13 protein-coding genes are annotated in these 19,694 nt (G+C 39.3%); 3 read left to right on the top strand and 10 right to left on the bottom strand.

Annotated features, from left to right (window positions below; genetic code table 11):
• The first annotated feature begins 45 nt into the window (after positions 1–45).
• Positions 46–201: a hypothetical protein gene (locus ACYVM0_RS10635; RefSeq protein WP_460556663.1), complete on the top strand. Its 156-nt coding sequence runs from the start codon at positions 46–48 to the stop codon at positions 199–201.
• Between the two features lie 277 nt (positions 202–478).
• Here the strand turns inward: ACYVM0_RS10635 and ychF are convergent, their stop codons facing one another.
• Positions 479–1,576, bottom strand: a complete 1,098-nt coding sequence (ychF, locus tag ACYVM0_RS10630) for a redox-regulated ATPase YchF (RefSeq protein WP_460556660.1) — start codon at positions 1,574–1,576, stop codon at positions 479–481.
• A 241-nt stretch (positions 1,577–1,817) separates the two neighbouring features.
• Here ychF and ACYVM0_RS10625 point away from each other — a divergent pair, with 241 nt between their 5' ends.
• On the top strand, positions 1,818–3,218 hold the full coding sequence (locus ACYVM0_RS10625; protein WP_460556657.1) for a nucleoside recognition domain-containing protein: 1,401 nt from the start codon (positions 1,818–1,820) through the stop codon (positions 3,216–3,218).
• On the opposite strand, the gene ACYVM0_RS10620 is transcribed toward ACYVM0_RS10625, so the two are convergent.
• From ACYVM0_RS10620 to ACYVM0_RS10585, 8 genes are all read right to left on the bottom strand, one after another.
• Positions 3,190–3,297 (bottom strand): hypothetical protein, encoded by a 108-nt coding sequence (locus tag ACYVM0_RS10620; RefSeq protein ID WP_460559873.1) that lies wholly within the window; start codon positions 3,295–3,297, stop codon positions 3,190–3,192. The genes ACYVM0_RS10625 and ACYVM0_RS10620 overlap by 29 nt on opposite strands.
• 425 nt (positions 3,298–3,722) lie before the next feature.
• Positions 3,723–6,137 (bottom strand): hypothetical protein, encoded by a 2,415-nt coding sequence (locus ACYVM0_RS10615; protein ID WP_460556654.1) that lies wholly within the window; start codon positions 6,135–6,137, stop codon positions 3,723–3,725.
• A gap of 83 nt (positions 6,138–6,220) precedes the next feature.
• Positions 6,221–7,168 (bottom strand): fasciclin domain-containing protein, encoded by a 948-nt coding sequence (locus tag ACYVM0_RS10610; RefSeq protein ID WP_460556651.1) that lies wholly within the window; start codon positions 7,166–7,168, stop codon positions 6,221–6,223.
• 10 nt (positions 7,169–7,178) lie between these two features.
• Entirely contained in the window at positions 7,179–7,940 is a 762-nt protein-coding gene (locus ACYVM0_RS10605) for a DUF4397 domain-containing protein (RefSeq protein WP_460556648.1), read from the bottom strand.
• 30 nt (positions 7,941–7,970) lie between these two features.
• Positions 7,971–9,620 (bottom strand): SusD/RagB family nutrient-binding outer membrane lipoprotein, encoded by a 1,650-nt coding sequence (locus tag ACYVM0_RS10600; RefSeq protein ID WP_460556645.1) that lies wholly within the window; start codon positions 9,618–9,620, stop codon positions 7,971–7,973.
• A gap of 23 nt (positions 9,621–9,643) precedes the next feature.
• Positions 9,644–12,781, bottom strand: a complete 3,138-nt coding sequence (locus tag ACYVM0_RS10595; protein WP_460556642.1) for a SusC/RagA family TonB-linked outer membrane protein — start codon at positions 12,779–12,781, stop codon at positions 9,644–9,646.
• 106 nt (positions 12,782–12,887) lie between these two features.
• Positions 12,888–13,637 carry a DeoR/GlpR family DNA-binding transcription regulator gene (locus tag ACYVM0_RS10590; RefSeq protein ID WP_460556639.1) on the bottom strand — a complete coding sequence of 250 codons (750 nt, stop codon included), beginning with the start codon at positions 13,635–13,637 and terminating at the stop codon, positions 12,888–12,890.
• A gap of 178 nt (positions 13,638–13,815) precedes the next feature.
• The gene (locus tag ACYVM0_RS10585) at positions 13,816–15,180 is read right to left on the bottom strand and encodes a serine hydrolase domain-containing protein (protein ID WP_460556636.1); all 1,365 of its coding nucleotides are present in this window, start codon (positions 15,178–15,180) and stop codon (positions 13,816–13,818) included.
• Between the two features lie 54 nt (positions 15,181–15,234).
• Between ACYVM0_RS10585 and serA the strand changes: the two genes are divergently transcribed.
• Positions 15,235–16,473 (top strand): phosphoglycerate dehydrogenase, encoded by a 1,239-nt coding sequence (gene serA / locus ACYVM0_RS10580; protein ID WP_460556632.1) that lies wholly within the window; start codon positions 15,235–15,237, stop codon positions 16,471–16,473.
• Positions 16,474–16,612: 139 nt separating this feature from the next.
• Here serA and ACYVM0_RS10575 read toward each other — a convergent pair whose 3' ends face one another.
• A complete protein-coding gene (locus tag ACYVM0_RS10575; protein WP_460556629.1) occupies positions 16,613–19,663 on the bottom strand; it encodes a sensor histidine kinase in 3,051 nt (1,016 codons plus the stop codon).
• Positions 19,664–19,694 lie beyond the last annotated feature (31 nt).

Below are 19,694 nucleotides of genomic sequence, written 5' to 3'. Positions count from 1 at the left end.
TTAGTATATGCTGATATCACGTAAATAAATGGCGAAGATTTAATATTGGGCAAAAGGCATATTATTGGCGAAGAAGAAATAAAGCAAATGACTGTAAGTATGCTGGCTGATAGTGGCGCTTATATGATGACCATAAATGAAACGATACAAGAACAATTGCAATTGACAGTAAAAAAAACGCAAAGCTCAGAAGGCGAATGAAAGTATTGAGGAGTATGAAGTTGCAGGCCCGATAGAAGTTAAGTTTAAAAACAGAAGATGCAGCATTGATGCAATGTTTTTACAAGGTGATAATGAACCTTTATTAGGTGCGATACCGATGGATGATATGGATTTTTTAATCCCCCCATTACGACAGGAGTTATTTGTAAATCCTGGGCATCCATATTTTGCGCAAATGAAATAACTGAATTATAAAAGGCTTCACAAAGAAGCCTTTTATTTTATAAACCCAATATACTTTATTTACGTTTCTTCCTTACACATTAAACCTGAAGTGCATCACATCACCATCCTTCACCACATATTCTTTTCCTTCAATTCTTAATTTACCATTTTCACGGCAGGCAGCTTCGCTTTTGTATTGAATAAAATCTTCGTAAGCAATTACTTCTGCTTTAATAAAACCTTTTTCAAAATCGGTATGAATTACACTGGCCGCCTGTGGTGCTTTCCAGCCCTGGTGAATGGTCCATGCACGTACTTCCTGTACACCTGCGGTAAAGTAGGTGGAGAGGTTTAAAAGTTTGTATGTAGAATGGATCAAACGATCTAATGCCGGCTCTGTCATTTTATATTCTTCCATAAACATCGCCTTATCATCTGCATTTTCAAATTCGGCAATCTGTGCTTCAATGGCATTGGTCATAATGATCACTTCATTGCCTTCGTTTTTTACGGCTTCAATTAAAGCGGCAGAAAATTTATTGCCGGTATGCATACTGGCTTCATCAACATTGGCCACATATAAAATGGGTTTATCTGTCAGTAAAAAAAGGTCGGCAATGGCCACTTTATCTTCTTTGCTTAATCCAAGCGATAAAATGTTTTTTCCTTTATCTAAATGTTCTTTGCATTTTGTAAGAATTTCCAGTTCCACTTTCATTTTCGGGTCGGTCTTGGCCATCTTTTCGGTACGCTGCATTTTCTTTTCCACACTTTCCAGGTCTTTCAGCTGCAATTCGGTTTCAATAATTTCTTTATCGCTTACCGGGTTAATGGGCCCTTCATCACGTAAAATATTATCGTCTTCAAAACAACGGATCACATGTATAATAGCATCCACTTCACGGATATTGGCCAGGAATTTATTGCCCAATCCTTCACCCTTACTGGCGCCGCGTACAAGCCCTGCAATGTCCACAATTTCAATCTGGGTAGGCACAGTTCTGTCAGGAATTACCAGTTCTGCCAGTTTATCCAAACGGGGGTCAGGCACATTTACCAAACCGGTATTGGGTTCAATAGTGCAAAAACGGTAGTTGCTTGCCTGTGCTTTGGCGCTGTTACTCACTGCGTTAAATAAAGTTGATTTACCTACATTGGGTAACCCCACGATGCCTGCTTGTAATGCCATGACTGATTTTTGATTTTAGATTGACGATTGCAGATTTTTACAGGATTTGCTCACTCACTAATGATACCACCCTGTTTTAAAATCGGCTGCAAAGGTAAGTGCTGATTTCTGATTTTGGATGTATGATTTTTAATTGCTAATAAAATACTATTTTCATAGCCGATTGGGTGATATGAGTTGTTGAAAATCATACACCTGCCTGTCGGCAGACAGGTCTGAATCATCTATCTAAAATCGAACTATGGCTTTAAGCAGAATATGGAGCGCCTTTATAATAATTGCAATTTTTGCTGCCGGCATTAAATGTGTTACGTCGGCCGATAGCAAAATGATCTTTAATAAAATGGTGGTGGGTAAAAGCGGCGATACCATCAATACCAAGCCTGTAGACAGCGCCAGCCTGCCGCCTGCAATTGCTACCTTACTGCTTACAAATAAAGACGCAAAAATCGGAGAAACAAAATATACAAAGCTTGCTGATGGAAAATTCATTACTTACAATGAACAAAATGCCAATGGGATTTTAGCTACCTGCAACGATGCGGTTACTATTTGTATCGGGCTGATTGGTATTATGGCTTTGTTCATGGGATTTATGAGTATTGCTGAAAAGGCCGGCGGCATTAATTTTTTATCCCGTATCATCGGCCCTTTTTTTACCAGGCTTTTTCCGGAAGTACCCAAAGGCCATCCCGCATTTGGCCACATGATGCTTAATTTTTCGGCCAACTTATTAGGGCTGGATAATGCAGCCACGCCTTTTGGTATAAAAACAATGGAGACCCTGCAAACCCTTAATCCGGATAAAGACCGTGCCAGTAATGCCCAGATCATGTTCTTATGCCTTCATGCATCGGGGCTTACTTTGATACCTGTAAGTGTAATTGCTGTACGTGCAGCCAATAAAGCATCTGTACCTACCGATATTTTTCTTCCCTGCATGATAGCCACTTTTATGGCAACCATGGCGGCCTTATTTATTGTTTCGTTTAAACAAAAAATAAATTTATTACAACCTGTAGTGCTGGCGTGGATCGGTGGTTTATCGGCAATTATAGCAGCATTGGTATGGTACCTTACTACTTTAAACAGGGAAGGGCTGGAACAATTTTCAGGCATCTTCAGTAATGCATTTATCCTGCTGATTTTTTTATTGATCGTAATTGGCGGTTTAATTAAAAAGATTAATGTGTTTGATGCTTTTATTGAAGGGGCAAAAGGCGGTTTTGAAACAGCCATAAAGATTATTCCTTACCTGGTGGGTATGCTGGTAGCCATTTGTATGTTGCGCAATAGTGGTGTATTTGATGTTATTATTGATGGGGTAAAGGCCTTGTTTGGATTAATGGGTTTTGATACCCGCTTTGTAGATGCTTTACCAACTGCTTTAATAAGGCCTTTAAGCGGCGCCGGTGCAAGAGGTATGATGGTGGATACAATGAAAACCTTTGGCCCCAATTCTTTTGCCGGTACTTTAAGTTGTATCATGCAAGGCTCATCCGATACTACTTTTTATGTAGTGGCTGTTTATTTTGGAGCCGTAGGTATAAAAAATACACGCTACGCCATTGGAGCCATGTTATTGGCCGACCTGGTAGGCTTAATAACTGCAATTAGTATTTGCTATTTATTTTTTGGATAAAATATATATCATGATTGCTGCGAAAAAAATACCCCTTCAAACAATTTTGCTTGCAGGCCTGCTGGTGGGCACACTGGATATACTGTCTGCATTTGTTGATGTGTACGTAAATACTGGTAAAAATCCTTTAATTGTTTTAAACTACATTGCCACAGGGGCTTTTGGTAAAACTGATTTTACTGCAAGCAGTGGGGGAGCAGTGGCAGGCTTGCTGTTTCATTACGGTATTGCGTTGGCATTTACTTTCTTCTTCTTTAAGTTGTACTCAAAAATTAATTTATTGTCAAAGAATTGGGTGCTTACAGGTATTGTGTATGGTATATTCATCTGGGCAATAATGAATTTTATTGTAGTGCCGCTGAGTAATGTACGCACACCGCCTTTTACTGCGTTCAGATTAATAAAAGCAGCGCTTATCCTTATAGTTATGATCGGATTACCGCTTTCGTTTATTGCCCATAAATATGCCGGTACACAGAAAAAAATGCCTTTATAGTAAACCGGTTATTGTATGAGTTTTTCTATGTGCAATAATTTTCCGTTGCTGTCAATTCCTTCTGCTACTACTTTAAATTTTTTGCAGCTATCATCATTATAAAAATTAATAACTGCTTTGCCATCTTGTATTTTGATATCGGGATTCCAATACAATGTAGTGCGTACATCCGAAAAACTGCTTTCAGGGTTTAATTTTGAATAGTCCATTTCATAAAATTCCCTGCTCACTGTAAAGCCATTCTTTTTAAAAAAGTCGAATCCTTTTTGCCGCCAATCTCTTGTTGACTTTCCTTTAAGCGTATATAAAGCAATGGCTCCCCTGTCTGCTCCTAAGGCAATGCCGGTAACGCCTTTGTATACTTTTACAATACCTACATCGGATGGATTTAAGGCATCGATGATATCAACAGAAACGGGTACTTCATTTAAATAGAATTGTACTGCATTGCCTCCGGCATCGCCTGAAAAAAAGTTGAGCCCGGAGTACCTGTTGAAACTTACCTGCATTCCGGTATCCGTTTTATTGATGTTGATGCCCGGTACCATTCGCTGTAAAAATTGCCACATATCAAAATAGTGAGCATTTTCATCAAGTACCAATGTCTGATCACTGTCGAAAAAAATATCTGAAGCGTATACCGCATTCAATGAGTCTGTAACGGAACGTTTTTTTCCTTTTACGGTAACAGTCTGCAATGTTTTTCCAAAGCTGGAATCACTTTTAAATTTTGCCTGTATCAGCTGGTTATTAAATGCCAGTATTTTTTCATTTTGATGCTGTATGTCAGTAAGGTAAGGAGCTGCTTTTTTTAGGGTATCAAAATAGGCATCATTTACTTTAACAGTTACAATTGCATTTTCTTTATTGGTATTGGTGCCCTGGTAATAGATAGTAGCCTCTTTTTTGTATTCGATATTATCAACAATAAAATTTGAATTGCTGTCAAGCCTGGCTTCAGATATGATATTGGTTGAGTCTTCTGCTTTTATAATAAGGTTTATTTTACCGGCTTTTAATGCAGATTTTCCATTGCTTTGTAATACTTTGCCGCTTATACTTAAACCGGTCTCAAAACCAAATTGTAATGGAGGAAGATGGTTGCTCAGCAATTCATCAAGCTTAAAACGTCGCCATCCGTTTGTAAGCATCACCAGGTCCAGGTGCTTTAATGTTTCTGTGGTTTTATCTTTAAAGTAATAAGCAGGGTTATTAATATGGCCTTTTATATCCGACGATAACAGCAGGTCAGAAATTATTGATGTTGTATTAACACCCTCATCACCATCTGCATTTGTAACTGATATTGCCCCGTTAAACTTTTCAAAATCATGCGTATCAATTGTAAATGTATTTTGCTTCCTTTTTGCCGTATTAATTAACGTGCCCTGCAACAGGTCATTGTTGATAGTATGATTTGCAACAAATACAATTCTTTCTGCAATAGGAGTACCGTCTTCGGTTAATACGGTTATTGTCATAATACCCGGAGGCAGATTTTTTTTATTGATGGCAACGGCATCCAAACCTTCATCTATATTCAGTTGATTCAGATAGGCAAGCTGATAATTGAGCTGGGCAGTTATAATCAGTTTATTGTATTGGGTTTTATTTTTTTCACTTCTTTCTGCCTTTACAAATATTTTATTAGGGTTATCGTTATCAACGGTAAGTATTACCCCTTCCTGCCGTGCAGCAGGCAGCATCAACGTTTTTTCAATATTGTTGTAGCTTACTATAGTTTTATAACTTTCTCCGCTTGCCGGTAATAATTCAAATATGCCCATACCGTCGTGCTGTGTTGTAAAAGAAGCCACAGTCTCATTTTTTGAATTGATAATTTTTCCGGTTACCGGTACGGGATTATTATACTGATCGGTTGCTTTAAAAGCTACCACGCTTTTTAATCCACTTACAAGGTTGCCGCCCTCGGGGAAAAATTGTACCGCAATATTGGTACTGGTGTTTGCAGTAGGCTGGATATTTTTTTTATCAGTAGTGTAATTAAGAACAGTGATTTTTTTGCTGGTGATAAATTCAGGGAAATTTAACATCCATAGTGTATAACATCTTAAATGATAAGTGCCGTAGGGCATTTCATTTTTAATGATCAGCCCGCCTTTTGCAAGGCCATTGGAAAGTTTAAGCATGTGCTTCTCAACGATCTTGCCGGAAGCATCTGTAATATCCACATAAACAACTTTGCTGAGTATCGTTAATTTTTCGCCAAGTGTCACATAGGCTTTGTACCAGATGGTTTCTCCGGCCAGGTAATTTGATTTATCTGTTTGCAGGTATGCTTTTTCCTGGGGCCTGTTATAAGCAAAAGAATCTAACGCGGTAATAATTTTTTTTTGCGTTGATTGAGCCGTTATAGAAAGGCCTGTATACCATAGAGAAAGTAGCAAAAGCAATTTTTTCATTTGCGAATAGATTATGTTTCTTAAAATTAAAAAGAAAGGCACAATAAAATTGCGCCTTTCTTTTTAACAGAAGTAAGATACTGTTAATATTTTAACAGGCCGTTAATGCTATGCAACACGCCATTGCTGCAGGCAAGGTTACCCGATGTTAACTGGAAAGGTGCCGCATTGGTAGTGCCTTTAATATTAATGGTAGTGCCGCTAAAGCTTACGGCAACAGTAGTTCCCTGCACAGTTTTCAGGTTGCCGGCTTTAAAGTCGGGTGAAAAAATACGCTGTGGTACCACATGATATTTTAAAATATTGCTGAGCAGTACATAGGGCGCACTTGCAGGAACAAGATTAGCAATTGTTGTTGAGTCGTACCCTGCAGCAACCATTACACTATTGGGAACTGCAAAAATGGTAGCTGTTCCGCCGGTAAATGTGCTGGTGATGGCTGTTTTATTAATTGCCTGAACCATTCTTGCATAATCTGGTACTGCCGTCATATTTACAAGGGCATTATAATACGGTGGAATTAATACCCTGTCAATAATATGCATTACACCATTGGTTGCTTTAACATCGGCAGTAATTATTTTAGCACCGTTTACATAGGCACTGCCACCAATATACCTGGATGCATATTGTGTATAACCACCCTGTGTGCTCATTGTAGCATTTGGCCCAAGGGGAATTTCCACATAAGTACGGGCATTGGCTTGTATATGATAGGTTAATATCTGTACCAGCAGGTTAGAATCCAATGCGTTAATTCCGGCTTCGTTGGTAATGCCTATGGCACCAAAAGCAGCATTAGTAGGAGCAAATAAAGTAAATGGTCCTCCACCCTGCGTAAAAGTATTTAAACGGGTCTTTTTTAACGCATACTGAAACAAGGTGAGATCTGTATTGGCCGCTATTTTGGTATCCAGGTTTTCTGTTTCGGTTACAGCGGGTGTATCGTCTTTTTCGCAACCGGTAAAAACAGCTGTAGCAATAAATGCAAACAAACAGACGATTAAAAATTTATGACTTAATATTCTCATTGTTTAAATTTTATTGGTTAACAGATATTGATACATTGGGTTTACGTAATGCATCTGCGGCACCTATGTAACCTCTGCACAGGAATGAATAAATGCGTTGGTTTATGTTTGGTGTAAACCTGTAGTATGCCAAAGCTGATAAAGCGGAGCCCGGTGCAGAACCGGCTGTACGTATTGAAAAAGAATCGGGAGTAACTGCGGGGATATCAAAAAAATCGGTGAAGGATTTATAGGCAATGCCTCCTTTTAAAAGTGTGTTACCCTTATAAAAATCCACACTGCCCGAATTAGGGATCAGGTTTATAAATCTGATCCTTGCAAAACCTGAATCAGGAGCAGTAGCGTTGTCCGGTGTTTTAACAGCTGTTGCAGTTGTACCGGTATCGGCTATATAAATCGTAAACCTGTTATTGGCTTCAACACTCTGCGTAGTTTCAAAAACCCTGGTTATCAGGTTGGCAGTATTGGGGTTAGTAGTAAATAACTCAAAGTGATTTTCGCCGGGATTTACGGCAAAATAATCACCATTACTGTTACCTCCGGTATTATACCCACCTCCCGGGTAAGGGTAGGGGCTTGCAATGGCGCCGCTGATTCTTTCACCGTTATTATAAATAAGCACATTGGTGCTTGCGGCGGTCATACTGAATAAACCAAGTTTTACCAGTGCTTTATTGTCCACGCCTTCCCGGTCAGTAATATTATAAGTATTTTTTTTGCAGGCTGTTATTACAAACAGCAACGCAAATAAATATAAATAGTTTCTTTTCATAAAATTCATTTTATTATTTTTTGATAAACATTAGGGTTGAGAGAACCAGCATTCGTAAGTATGGTAATCGCCGTTAAGAGCGCCTATCCTTAACAACTCATCCCTGTTCCATACATATTCTGAATTGTACCTGGGACGAACACGGTAAACCGGCTTGTTTAAATTTTCCGGTGCCAGTGTTGTTGGCAATGCAAAACCCAGGTATACCTGTGTGCCTGTAGCAGGGTCCAGGTCGATGTAATGAAACCTGCGCATGTCTACAAAAGTTTCAAAGAAGCCCCAACCCCATAGCGCAATATATTTCTGCAACATGATATCACTTAAATTTAATGTTGCAGTACTTCTTCTTACATCATTTCCATTAAGGTATGCATTACGTTCCGATGCACTTATTGGTGATGTATTATAGATTACACCATTACCTCTCGGGAAGGTTGTTCTGTTTATAAAATCAAAATGAAGATTGATGCCCTTGGTATAAGCTGCAAGTGCAGTGGCTTTATCTGTTTTACGGAAAGCAGCTTCGGCTTTCATAAACTGAATTTCTGATGCAGTCATAACCGGGAAAACCACTTTATCTGCAAAAAGATACCTTTTGTACTGAGAAGAAAAAACTGCTGAACTTGGGTTGGCATAAACACTATCAGCCCATGGTGCAGATACCCTTTTGGTGGTAGCTCCCGGATCGCCGGCACCCGGATCAACGCCCCTGAAACCGCCATTGCCATTGGTAGTATCCTGTGAGCACGTAAGCATATGCTTCATCCTGGGGTCCCTGTTATAGGCGGTAGACGATGATGCCGCTACGCCACTTAATATACTGCCATCTAAAAGTTTTACAATGTAATTGCTCTGGCGAAAAACAGTAAGGTTATCACGGTATGTACCATAAAAATTGGTATCATCATTTTTTGAGGCATCAAAGGGTATTACAAAATCATCATCAACAAGCGCCATCGACTTATCACAATAATAAATTACAGAATCGGCATTGTAAGTAGATTTGTTAGTGATGCGATGAAAATTTCTTGCCAATAAACCATAGGTAAATTTCAGCCATTTATCTGTAGAACCGTTATAAATGTAATCTCCTTTTGCCAATCTTGAAGTTGTAGGACTATAAGCTGTATTGCTTAAATAGTTGATGGCAAGTCTGCAAAGAGAATCCACACCCTTGTATACGGTCTGCTGGTCATCAAATTTAAATGACGCCTGGTTTTCTGCAAATGCTTCCGAATAAATAATATCACCATGGTAATCGGTGCAATATTGAAACATCATCGCTTTAAGCGCATAGGCAGCTCCCACATAATCCCATTGCTGTTTTTTCAATCCTTCATCAATTATATAATTTAGGTTTTTACCCATACCAAAATATACCTGGCGCCATATATCTCCATTGGCATCACTGGCAGCAGTATAGCCCATACGGTCGAAATTTACATTGGCGGCACTTGATGTGCTGGAAAAGGATAACCAGTTTTGAATAAATCTTCCGCAATAGCGGGAGTCGTACTGTAAGCCCCTGGGTATACCCGCCAGCTGTGTAGGAAATACGGAGGATACATCAGGGAACTGAGGTGTATCCGGATCACTGTTGATATCAAGGTATTTTTTACAACTGCTCAATGTGGCGATACCCATCATTACCATCATTGCGATTATAAATATTTTTTTCATTTTATAAGTTTTTTTCATGTTGATTAAAATTGAACTTTAATGCCGGCATTTAATCCTCTTGGGGTAGATAGTGAACCATAATCAATACCTGCACCACCAACTCCCCTGTTAGAAGCATTATTTGTATTTACACTTGGGTCAGCACCTGTATAATTGGTAATGATAAACAGGTCGGTGCCGGTTACAAATACTGAAGCACTTCTCACCACTTTTTGTCTTTTTAAAAGCGACTGCGGCAAACGATAGGTCAATGTTGCATCTCTTAATCTCATCCAGTTAACAGATTCTATAAAGTCAGCTTCTGTTGCCACTGAGGTACCATAAAAATCACTACGGTAATAAGGATAAACTGTTATTGTACTTTTTGTAGGATTAGATGTGTTCTGCAATCCGTCATTTAAAACTCCGGTAATGGTTACAGGTCTTTCTCTATCCAAGCTTTTTTTGCTAAGGCCTGTTAGGAAAAGAAAATACTCATTACCATTAAATACATCTCCGCCCTTTCTGAAATCGAGGTTAAAGCTCAGGCTGAAATCTTTGTAGGTAAGGGTATTAATTAAACCTACCCTGAAATCAGGTTGCCTGTCACCCACAGTAGTAAAATCTCCGTTTGATATAGGTAAACCCGATGATGGGTTGATCAGGATATCGCCATTGGCATTCTTGGCCAGAGAAAATCCTGCAAGGTTACCAATAGCAGCACCGGTATAAGCCTGCGACCTCAGGTTACCAAATACCCATGTGTCTGAATCGTAGTAAGTAGGTAAGCCGCTGGGAAGTGCAATTACTTTACCCCTGTTGCGGTCAAAGTTGGCTGTAATATCCCAGGTAAGATTTTTCTTTTTCAGAATACTGTAATTCACAACCGCCTCGATACCTTTATTTTCTACAATACCACCGTTAAGCCATTTCAGCACGAAACCTGTACCATAACTAATTCTTGCAGGAATGATCTGGTCACGGCTTTTTAATTTGTAACTGGTAACATCGATAGACAACCTGTTATGCAGGAACCTTAGTTCACCACCAAATTCAAGATTTTCGGTGTATTCAGGCTTCAGGTCATAGTTATTACCTGTAACGCCATATGCATAGCCGCCACCGGTAGTAATCTGCGAAACAAATGTATTGTCGATTATGTATTGTAACGATGGCCCCTTACCGGTAGTGCCATAAGAAATCCTTGCCTTTCCGTAATTTAACCAATCAAGTTTTTGTACCGCCTTAATATCAGTAAATACAAAACTTAAAGAGGCTGACCCGAAGTTGTAGTAAGGATCTTTATCAATTTTTCTTGATACAAGTTTGGAGGTACCTTCACGGCTTCCGGCAAGCGACAGGTAGGCTAAATTATTATAACCTAATACATAGTTGCCAAAGAACCTCACTTTACGGTCGTTTAAAAAAGTTGTTTTGGCATCCCTGCTTAAAGGGTCTGTATTATTTATCGAAATAAAATCGGCTTCATAAAATCTTTCACCACGCTGCGATTCTATTTTTGTTTTATTATCATCCACTGACAAACCTGCTGTAAAGGTGTTAGAGAATTTGCCGAATGTTTTTTTAACAGTTGCCCTGAATATATTGTTTAGATTTTTAGTGTTTTGCTCGTACTGCGAGTAAAAGCCATTTGTTGCATATCCCAGTCTTGACTGTGGATGTGTTACAAGAAATCCTGTTTGGCCATAAAAATCAAGTCCGACAATTGCCGCAAGGTTCAACCATTTTAATGGATTGAAATTAACGGTAAAGTTTCCGGTTATCCTGTCTAATTTATCCTGCGATGGATTTTTATTTACATCCCAGAACGGATTATCAAATTCTGCAGAAACTGATGTAGAAGAACTTCTGTATAACTTTCTTGTTCCATCCGGGTTAATATAATCCCTTACATCAAGATCGGAAGGATAATTCAGCAGATTCAATAAGTAGCCGCCGGCTCCTTTAGAAGCCTTATCCGTTGTTGAATTGGCATAGGCAAAAGACGTATTGATATTAAGTTTAGGAGAAATTTTTGCAGAACCACCTAACCTGATCGTTAGTCTTTCAAAGCCGGTTTTTGGAACAACACCGCTTTGATCCAGGTAGTTTACAGAAAGCCTGTAGGTAGAAACATCAGAACCACCTTCAACATTTAAATTGTGTTTTTGTGTAAACCCGGTTTGAAAAAAAGATTTTACATTATCATATAACTTGGTGTTGGCGGGATATTTAGGCCCAAAAAATCCATACACGGCACCGGCAGAAAACGGGTTAACTGTTGCGTTGGGGTCAGCAATTCCGTTTGCCCCTCTTCCATATACCTGCTGTATTTCAGGAAAGAGATATACTTTTTCCATGCGGAATGAATTATCGTAGCTTACCGTAGCCTTTCCTATTTTTCCTTTTTTGGTGGTGATCACGATAGCGCCTGAAGCACCATCAGATCCATATAAGGCACTTGCTTCCGGTCCTTTTAAAATGGTAATGGATTCTATATCTTCAGAATTAATATCTGCGGCCCTGTTTCCATAATCACTATTTCTGTTAGCGAAAGAAACGGCTGAAGCATTAGATGCTGAAATAAGATTTTCCTGGTTTAATGTCTGGTTGTCGATGGGCACACCATCTACAATAAATAATGGCTGATTACTGTTGCCTAAGGATACAGCACCGCGTAATACAATTGAGGTAGATGCTCCCGGGGTACCCGAAGTAGGCGTGATATTGGCACCCGCTACACGTCCGGCAAGTGCATTTATCCAGTTGTCTTTTTGTGTTTGTGCTATTTCATCTCCTTTAATATTTTGCGCCTGGTAGGCAAGCTCTCTTTTATTTCTTTGTGCACCATAAGCAGTTACCACCACTTCGCTCAGTTGCTTTTGCGAAAGTACCAACCTTACGTTTATTGTGTTGCTGCTTCCTACTACCTGTTCCTGGCGAACATAATCTACAAAGGTAAAAACCAGGATCTGCCCTTTTTGAGCGGTAATACTGTAATACCCAACCTGGTTGGTTTTGGTTGCAATATTTGTTCCTTTAAGGGTGACCGTTACATCTTTTAAAGGTGCATTATCATCGTCGCCAATTACAACACCGGAAACGGCATTGCCCTGGCTGAATACATTACTGCTTATGAAAAGCAGTAACGGACATAATACTCGTCGTATTAATTTTCTCATATTGTGTAGTTTAGTTGGTTTAAAAAATTAATGATACATAGGTGTACAAACGGGTTGGTTCTTGGCAGGAGATTGGAATTCATAATAGCAAAACAACATTATATACTTATAACACAGTTACCCCTGCATCCTTATAAGGCTGCAGCATAGGATGATCGTGTGGCAATTCTGTTATCAAAATATCTATCTTATCTAAATCGCAAACATGAATAGGTTGTATACTACTGATCTTTTCAGAAATAGTAAGGCATACCGTTTTTTGAGAAGCCTTGATCATCGCTTGTTTCAAATGCACCACATCCCAGTCGTTATCGGTAATGCCGTGCTCGGGATTAATAGAATTGATACCTAAAAAACAAAGGTCGGGCTTAAGGCTTCTGATACGGGTAAGCGCATCTGCACCCAATGTTATTTTAGAATTTTTGGATAGCTTATCACCAATAACAATCACTTCAATATTGGGATGGTGCATATACTCAACAATAGCCGGTATACTGCCCGAAATAAAAGTGGCCGATAAAGAAACCGGTAATGATCTTGCCAATTCTATAATAGTGGTACCACCGCCCGTTAAAACAAACATGCCGTCTTTAATTAACTGCACTGCTTTTTCGGCAATGATTCTTTTATTATCCTGCGAATAAACTTTTTTGGAAGGGTAGGTAATATCATTGAACGCAGGAGAGAGGGCGCCGCCGTGTACTTTTATTAATTTGCCTTCTTCTGCAAGCTCCTGCAGATCTCTGCGGATAGTATCTTCTGATACGTCTATTTCTGTGCTCAGGCTGGCAGACAGCACTTTATTATGCAGGTTTACCTGGTGTACAATATACGCCTGTCTTTCTTTTTTGAGCATTAGCCTGGCAATTAGTCTTCAAATAAAAGAAAATTATTGCAAAAAACCGCAAAAAATACTCACTATTATTGCACATTGGCTGCAATAACCTGCAAAAAATGCAAGTTTAGGTGCATTACAAAATAAATGCAGTTTACAAATGCGGTTACAGCAGCCTCAGAATTATACAGCACAAATCCTAGTGCTTGTTTACTTTGTTCCTGTCTTTAAACAACTTTTGCATTTTAGCATTCTTTTTCGAAAGTTCAGGTGCCGGTGCTTTGGCTGCTGCCGGTTTTGCAGTAGAGGAGTTGTCGGTAATTTTTGCGGCGTCACTTTCTTCATCTTCTTCGCCGGTATAATAATCACCAAACAGGTTGGCTAAAATTTTAGCATGATAAATAGAACGAAAATCTTTATTGCTGATAAGGATAATGGTGGCATCTTCTTTCAGCAACCTTATAAATACCGCACGGCTGCCATGCCACCAGCCATTGTGGTAGATCATTTTTTTGCCATCAGTATACATATTCATGCGCCAGCCCAGCCCGTAATTTCTTACGCCCGGTTTTTCGTTGCTATAAGGGGCATAGGCTTGTGCCAGGGTTTCTTCTGTAAATATTTTTTTGCTGGATAAAGCCCTGTCCCATATCAAAAGGTCTTCTGGCGTGGTGTAAATATTCTTATCGCCATACACCCCATCCGATGAATTAAAAGGAATTAAACCTCCTCTCCAGTCGTAACTGTAATTAACTTTTACAGAATCGGAGGGCAGGTAAACAAAAGTGTTTTTCATTTGCAGTGGCCCAAAAAAATTTTGCTGCAGGTAGGTAGGAAATTTTTGGCCGCTGACATTTTCAATCAGCAAAGCCAGCAAGGCATAATTGGTATTGCAATAAGTGAAGTGTGTATTGGGAGAAGTGATATTTTCAAGTTCCGCCTTTTTGGTAACCATATAATTCAGCACATCTTCGTTACTGGCAATTTTCTTTTTATCCCATCCCAGTTTTTCCATAAAATACAGGTAATTGGGCAGGCCGCTGCGGTGGTTTAATAAAGAACGTATGGTTACACCGGGGTAATTAAAAATTTTGATGTATTTGCTCAGCTCATCGTCAATATTCAGTTTGCCTTCCTGCCACAGTTTTAAAACTGCCATGGCAGTAAAGGTTTTGGAAGTAGAAGCAATTTGTAAAGGTGTAGTGGCGGTGAGCAGATCGTTGCCCGGTAAATGGCCGGTACCGGTATATTTTTCAAAAACGATATTGCCGTTTTTAGCCACCAGCATACTTCCGTTATATCCTTTATAAAGCAATGCAGAGTCAAACCATTGTTCGCAGCCAATGCGTAAACGTTCTGCTTCGGCTTTTGAAAGAGGAACGGGTTTGGGTAATTCAATAATACCGGCGGTATCCTTAACAGCACTGCCGGCCGTTTTTGGTGTGGTTGACTGACAGGAAAATAATGTAGTAATTACAATAAGTACAGCAGGGATATTACGCAAACGTTGCCATTTTGAATTATCAGCCGTTTTATTGAATAAGGTCGAAAAAGTTGGTATCATAAAAATATTAAGACATAGATAGAATATATTTGCACAAAATACGGCGTAAATATCATGGCAGAAAAAAAAATAACCAGTTATCCCAAAGAAAAAATTAATATTCTTTTTTTAGAAAATATAAGTGATGTAGCAGTAAAGTTCTTTAACGCAGCGGGTTATGCTACGGTTAAAAAAATAAACGGCGCCCTGTCCGAAGAAGAATTGATTACAGCGGTAAAAAATGTGCATTTGCTGGGTATCAGAAGTAAGACGCAGATTACAAAAAAAGTGCTGGATGCCGCCGAAAAACTACAGGCCATTGGTTGTTTTTGTATTGGTACTAACCAGGTAGATCTGAAAGAAGCCACCAATAAAGGCGTGGCTGTTTTTAATGCGCCCTACAGCAATACAAGAAGTGTGGCGGAATTAGTGATTGGGGCTTCAATAATGCTGATAAGAAGAATTGTAGATAAGAACAGGGCAGCACATGAAGGCATATGGAATAAAGATGCCAGCGGCAGCTATGAATTGCGTGGCAAAACGCTGGGTATAATTGGTTACGGTAATATCGGCAGCCAGTTAAGTGTACTGGCCGAAGGCCTGGGAATGAAAGTGATTTTTTATGATGTTGAAACCAAGCTGCCATTAGGCAATGCAGAAGATAAAAAAACATTGAAGGAACTGGTAAGTCATGCTGATATTGTAACCCTACACGTGCCCGAATTGGCAAGTACTAAAAACCTGATCAACAAAAGCAACTTAAAGTATTTTAAAAAAGGCGGCATACTCATTAACTATGCAAGGGGCGAAGTGGTTGACCTTGATGCGCTGGCAAAATCTTTAAAAGAGGGCCATTTAGGTGGTGCGGCCATTGATGTGTTTCCATGGGAACCTGAAAAAAACGGCGATAAATTTACTACTCCATTGCAGGGATTAAGCAATGTGATATTAACCCCTCATATTGGTGGCAGCACACAGGAAGCACAACAGAATATTGGCGAAGATGTAAGTAATAAATTGTTTAATTATTTGGAGAAAGGCGTTACTTACGGTTCGCATACTGTGCCTGCCTTAAGCCTGCCCCCGCAGGAAGGTACGCACCGCATATTGCATATTCATAACAATGTGCCCGGTGTATTATCCGAAATAAATACGCAACTGAGCAAACATAAAATAAACATCCTGGGCCAGTACTTAAAAACCAATGAAGCTATCGGTTATGTGGTATTGGATGTAGATAAAGGGCTAAGTAAAAATGCGGTAGAGCTGCTGCGTAAAGTGAAGGGAACAATTAAAGTAAGGGTGCTTTATTAATGTAAAATTTTGGTTTACGGGTTAAAAGAGTTATAGGTTAAAGAAGTTATGGGTTATTTGATGGTTGGTTTGATAAATTGAGTTCAATGGTTCGCAAACAATCAAATAACCCGTAACCCGTAACACTTTTAACCCGTAACTATTTAGTAATACTTATCTCTATCGACACACTGGTGCCAACCCCTTTTTCGCTGCTGATCTCCAGTTTTGCATTCATCGTTTTTATCAGGTCTTTAATAATCAGGTAGCCCAACCCGTTACCCTTCCTGTTATCAATATTGGCAGAAGAAATGATGAACTGATCGGCCATGATGTTTTTTATCTGGTCGGCAGTCATTCCCACACCTTCATCTTTTACTGTAACTATTAATTTATCAGCAACCGGCTGTGCGCTGATGATGATGCTGCCTTTTTCGGAAAAATTGATGGCATTGGTGATTAAATTATAAATAAGGATTTTTAAAGGTTCAAAATACTGGTAGATTTTCAGTTCAGGATCGATCGTATTTTCAAGGGTAAGTTTTTTTTGTTTGGCCAAAGAATTTAAAACGCCCAATACCTGGTTCACCATTTCATGTAAAGCAAAAATTTCCTTTGCCAGTCGCCTGTTTTCATTCTGGTATTTTATCCAGTTTAAAATATTGGTAGAGAGCAATTGCAATTCCTGCGATGTATTGGTGATCTCCCGGATGGTTTCCTGTTGCAATTCTTCCGACATTAAACTTCTTTTCTCAATCAGGTTTTTACCGGCAACAGTTACAAATCTTAATGGTGTAACAATATCATGACTGATGATAGAGATCAGTCTTGTTTTAATGGTGTTGTTTTTTTCGAGTATTTCGTTTTGGGTTTGTAATTCCTTAGTCTTTTCTGCCACCTGCTTTTCCAGTTTATACTGCCTGATTTTGTATTGCCTTGTGCGAAACCGGAAGAATAGTGCAATCACACCCAAAAAAGCCAATACGTAAAGCAGCACAAACCACCAGCGTTTATACCATGGCGTGTTGATAGTAAACTGAATGGTGGCGTACGAAAAATTATGCAGCCCGTAACCGTTCATTTTTCTTATGCGGATAGTATATTTTCCCTGTGATAAATTAATAAGGCGAATAACGCCATTGCTTTCGGGTGTTACCCAGTTCCAGTGAGTGGTATCATTTACCTGGTATTGCAGGTAAATATTTTCGCTGCCGCACCAGGCTGCAAATTGCGGCTTAATAATAATTTCACCGGTGTAGGCATCCAGTTTTATTTTTGAAACCGAATCGGCAGGTATTCTTTTATTGTCTGCAGTTATTTCATCAATATAAATATCTCCGGTGGGCAACACTTCCTGTATCTGGTCGGGTTTTATCCATTGCAGTCCATCCATCGACGGAAAAGAAACTGTTTTATCCTTCATATACAAAGCGCATGGTGTGCAGCCTCCGTTAAGTTCGGTCATTTTCATGCCATCCTTTTTGCCAAAATAATGATAGTACACCGGCTCGGAAACGTCGTTTTCAAAATAATTCACCAGGTCGCTTAACAGGCATTTAAACAGTCCTTTATTGCTGCTTATCCAGCAAAAGCCTTTTTCGTCGGGTACAAAACAATTGGTGAACAATAATGAGTTTTGTTTATCAAGGGGCATTGCTTTTACCTTATTGCCCTTGCACATGTAAAACCCTGCGCCATTGCTGCCACACAAAACATAATCTTTGTATAGCCACACATTGCCAATACAAAACCCCGGCCGTGATAACAGTGTGTCTAACTTTTGCAGGTGCATATTGTAACGCAGCAGGCCACCACAATTGGCAATATAAAAAATACCCTTTTCATTGCTTTCTACAAAATCATAGGATTCCAGGCCGGGTTTTGCCTGCGTTTTAAATTTGTAGATGTAATTCATACTGTCTGCACTCAACAGGCCTATGCCAATATGATTTACAATGTACAATTGGTCGCTGTTGCTTACAACCAGTTCACTATGCGATAGCTTATTGTAAATTATTGTTTGTTTTGAACCGGCATTATATTGATGCAACGTAGCAACAGGCTGGTGGGGCTCCTGCTTGCTGTACCAAAGGCTGCCATCAGGGGTTTTAGTTACGTTGTATAAAAATTTACCGGCAATAGGCAAATCCCCGGGTGGTAAATTTGTTTTACCAATAATATCGCCTTCATTGGTAAGTACATTTCCATTGTTTAATTCTACCTGCGAAAAATAACTGTTACGGTTCTTGGGGTTGCCGTTTTTTCGCTGCAGCGATTCAACTTTATTAAGGCTGGCAACTATCAATCCTGATGATTCTGTACCAATAAACAACAACTGTTTTTTTTTGCTGTACTGTACCGATTTTATATAGGAATCTGTAGGCACACCCACAAATTGTAATTCCGCTTTTAAAAGACCGTTTTCATATTTCAATACCCACACTTTGTCATCTTCTATATAAACAGGCTCAGTCATACCAGGCTGCCAGAACAATAAATTGTTATCGCCGGCAGGTTTTAATAAACCTGCATTTGGGCCGGCAATGGATACAGGGCTGAGTGTGGTATCATTAAAATTGATCTTGTATATTTTTTCATTGGTATCAACTAAAAAATAGTTTTTATCAATTTCAAAAATATAATTTACCTGTTTAAAGGGCAGCAGCACCGGTGATGGCAAACTTTTGGAATGGTAATACAAATTGTTCTTATTCAAAACAACGCTTGACGTGTCGCTCAGGCAAAATAATTTATCAATGCCTTCGGCAAAAGTTTTATTACTCTTCTTTTGAAAAAAAGTATCGGCATCAGCAGCAAAATAGGGAAACTGCCTGCTGGTTTTATTTGCATCAGCAGCAGTACGCCACAATGCCGGTTCGTTTTTTTGTATCACGTACATGTTGCCTAACTGGTCGGCAATATGTATGCTGCCGGTGTTGTCGTGCAGGGCAAACAGCATTCGGTTCATTGCCATTTGCGGAATATTCTCTTTGTTGAATACCTTAAAATCGATGCCATTAAAGCGCACAATACCTATACCTGTGGCCATCCACAAAAAGCCGGTTTGTTCATCCCATTGCAGGCCACTGATCACATTGGAAGGAAGGCCATTCTCGGTAGTAAATTGCTGCACATAACAATTGGGCTCATTTTGTGCAAGCGATATTTTAAAGGCAAATGCAAATAAAAAAAGGAGTATAGTTTTGTGCATAGTCAACTACAAATTACACTAATTTAATTCA

It is taken from the genome of Ferruginibacter profundus (genome assembly GCF_054783275.1).
This window is presented reverse-complemented; position numbering and strand designations above follow the sequence as displayed.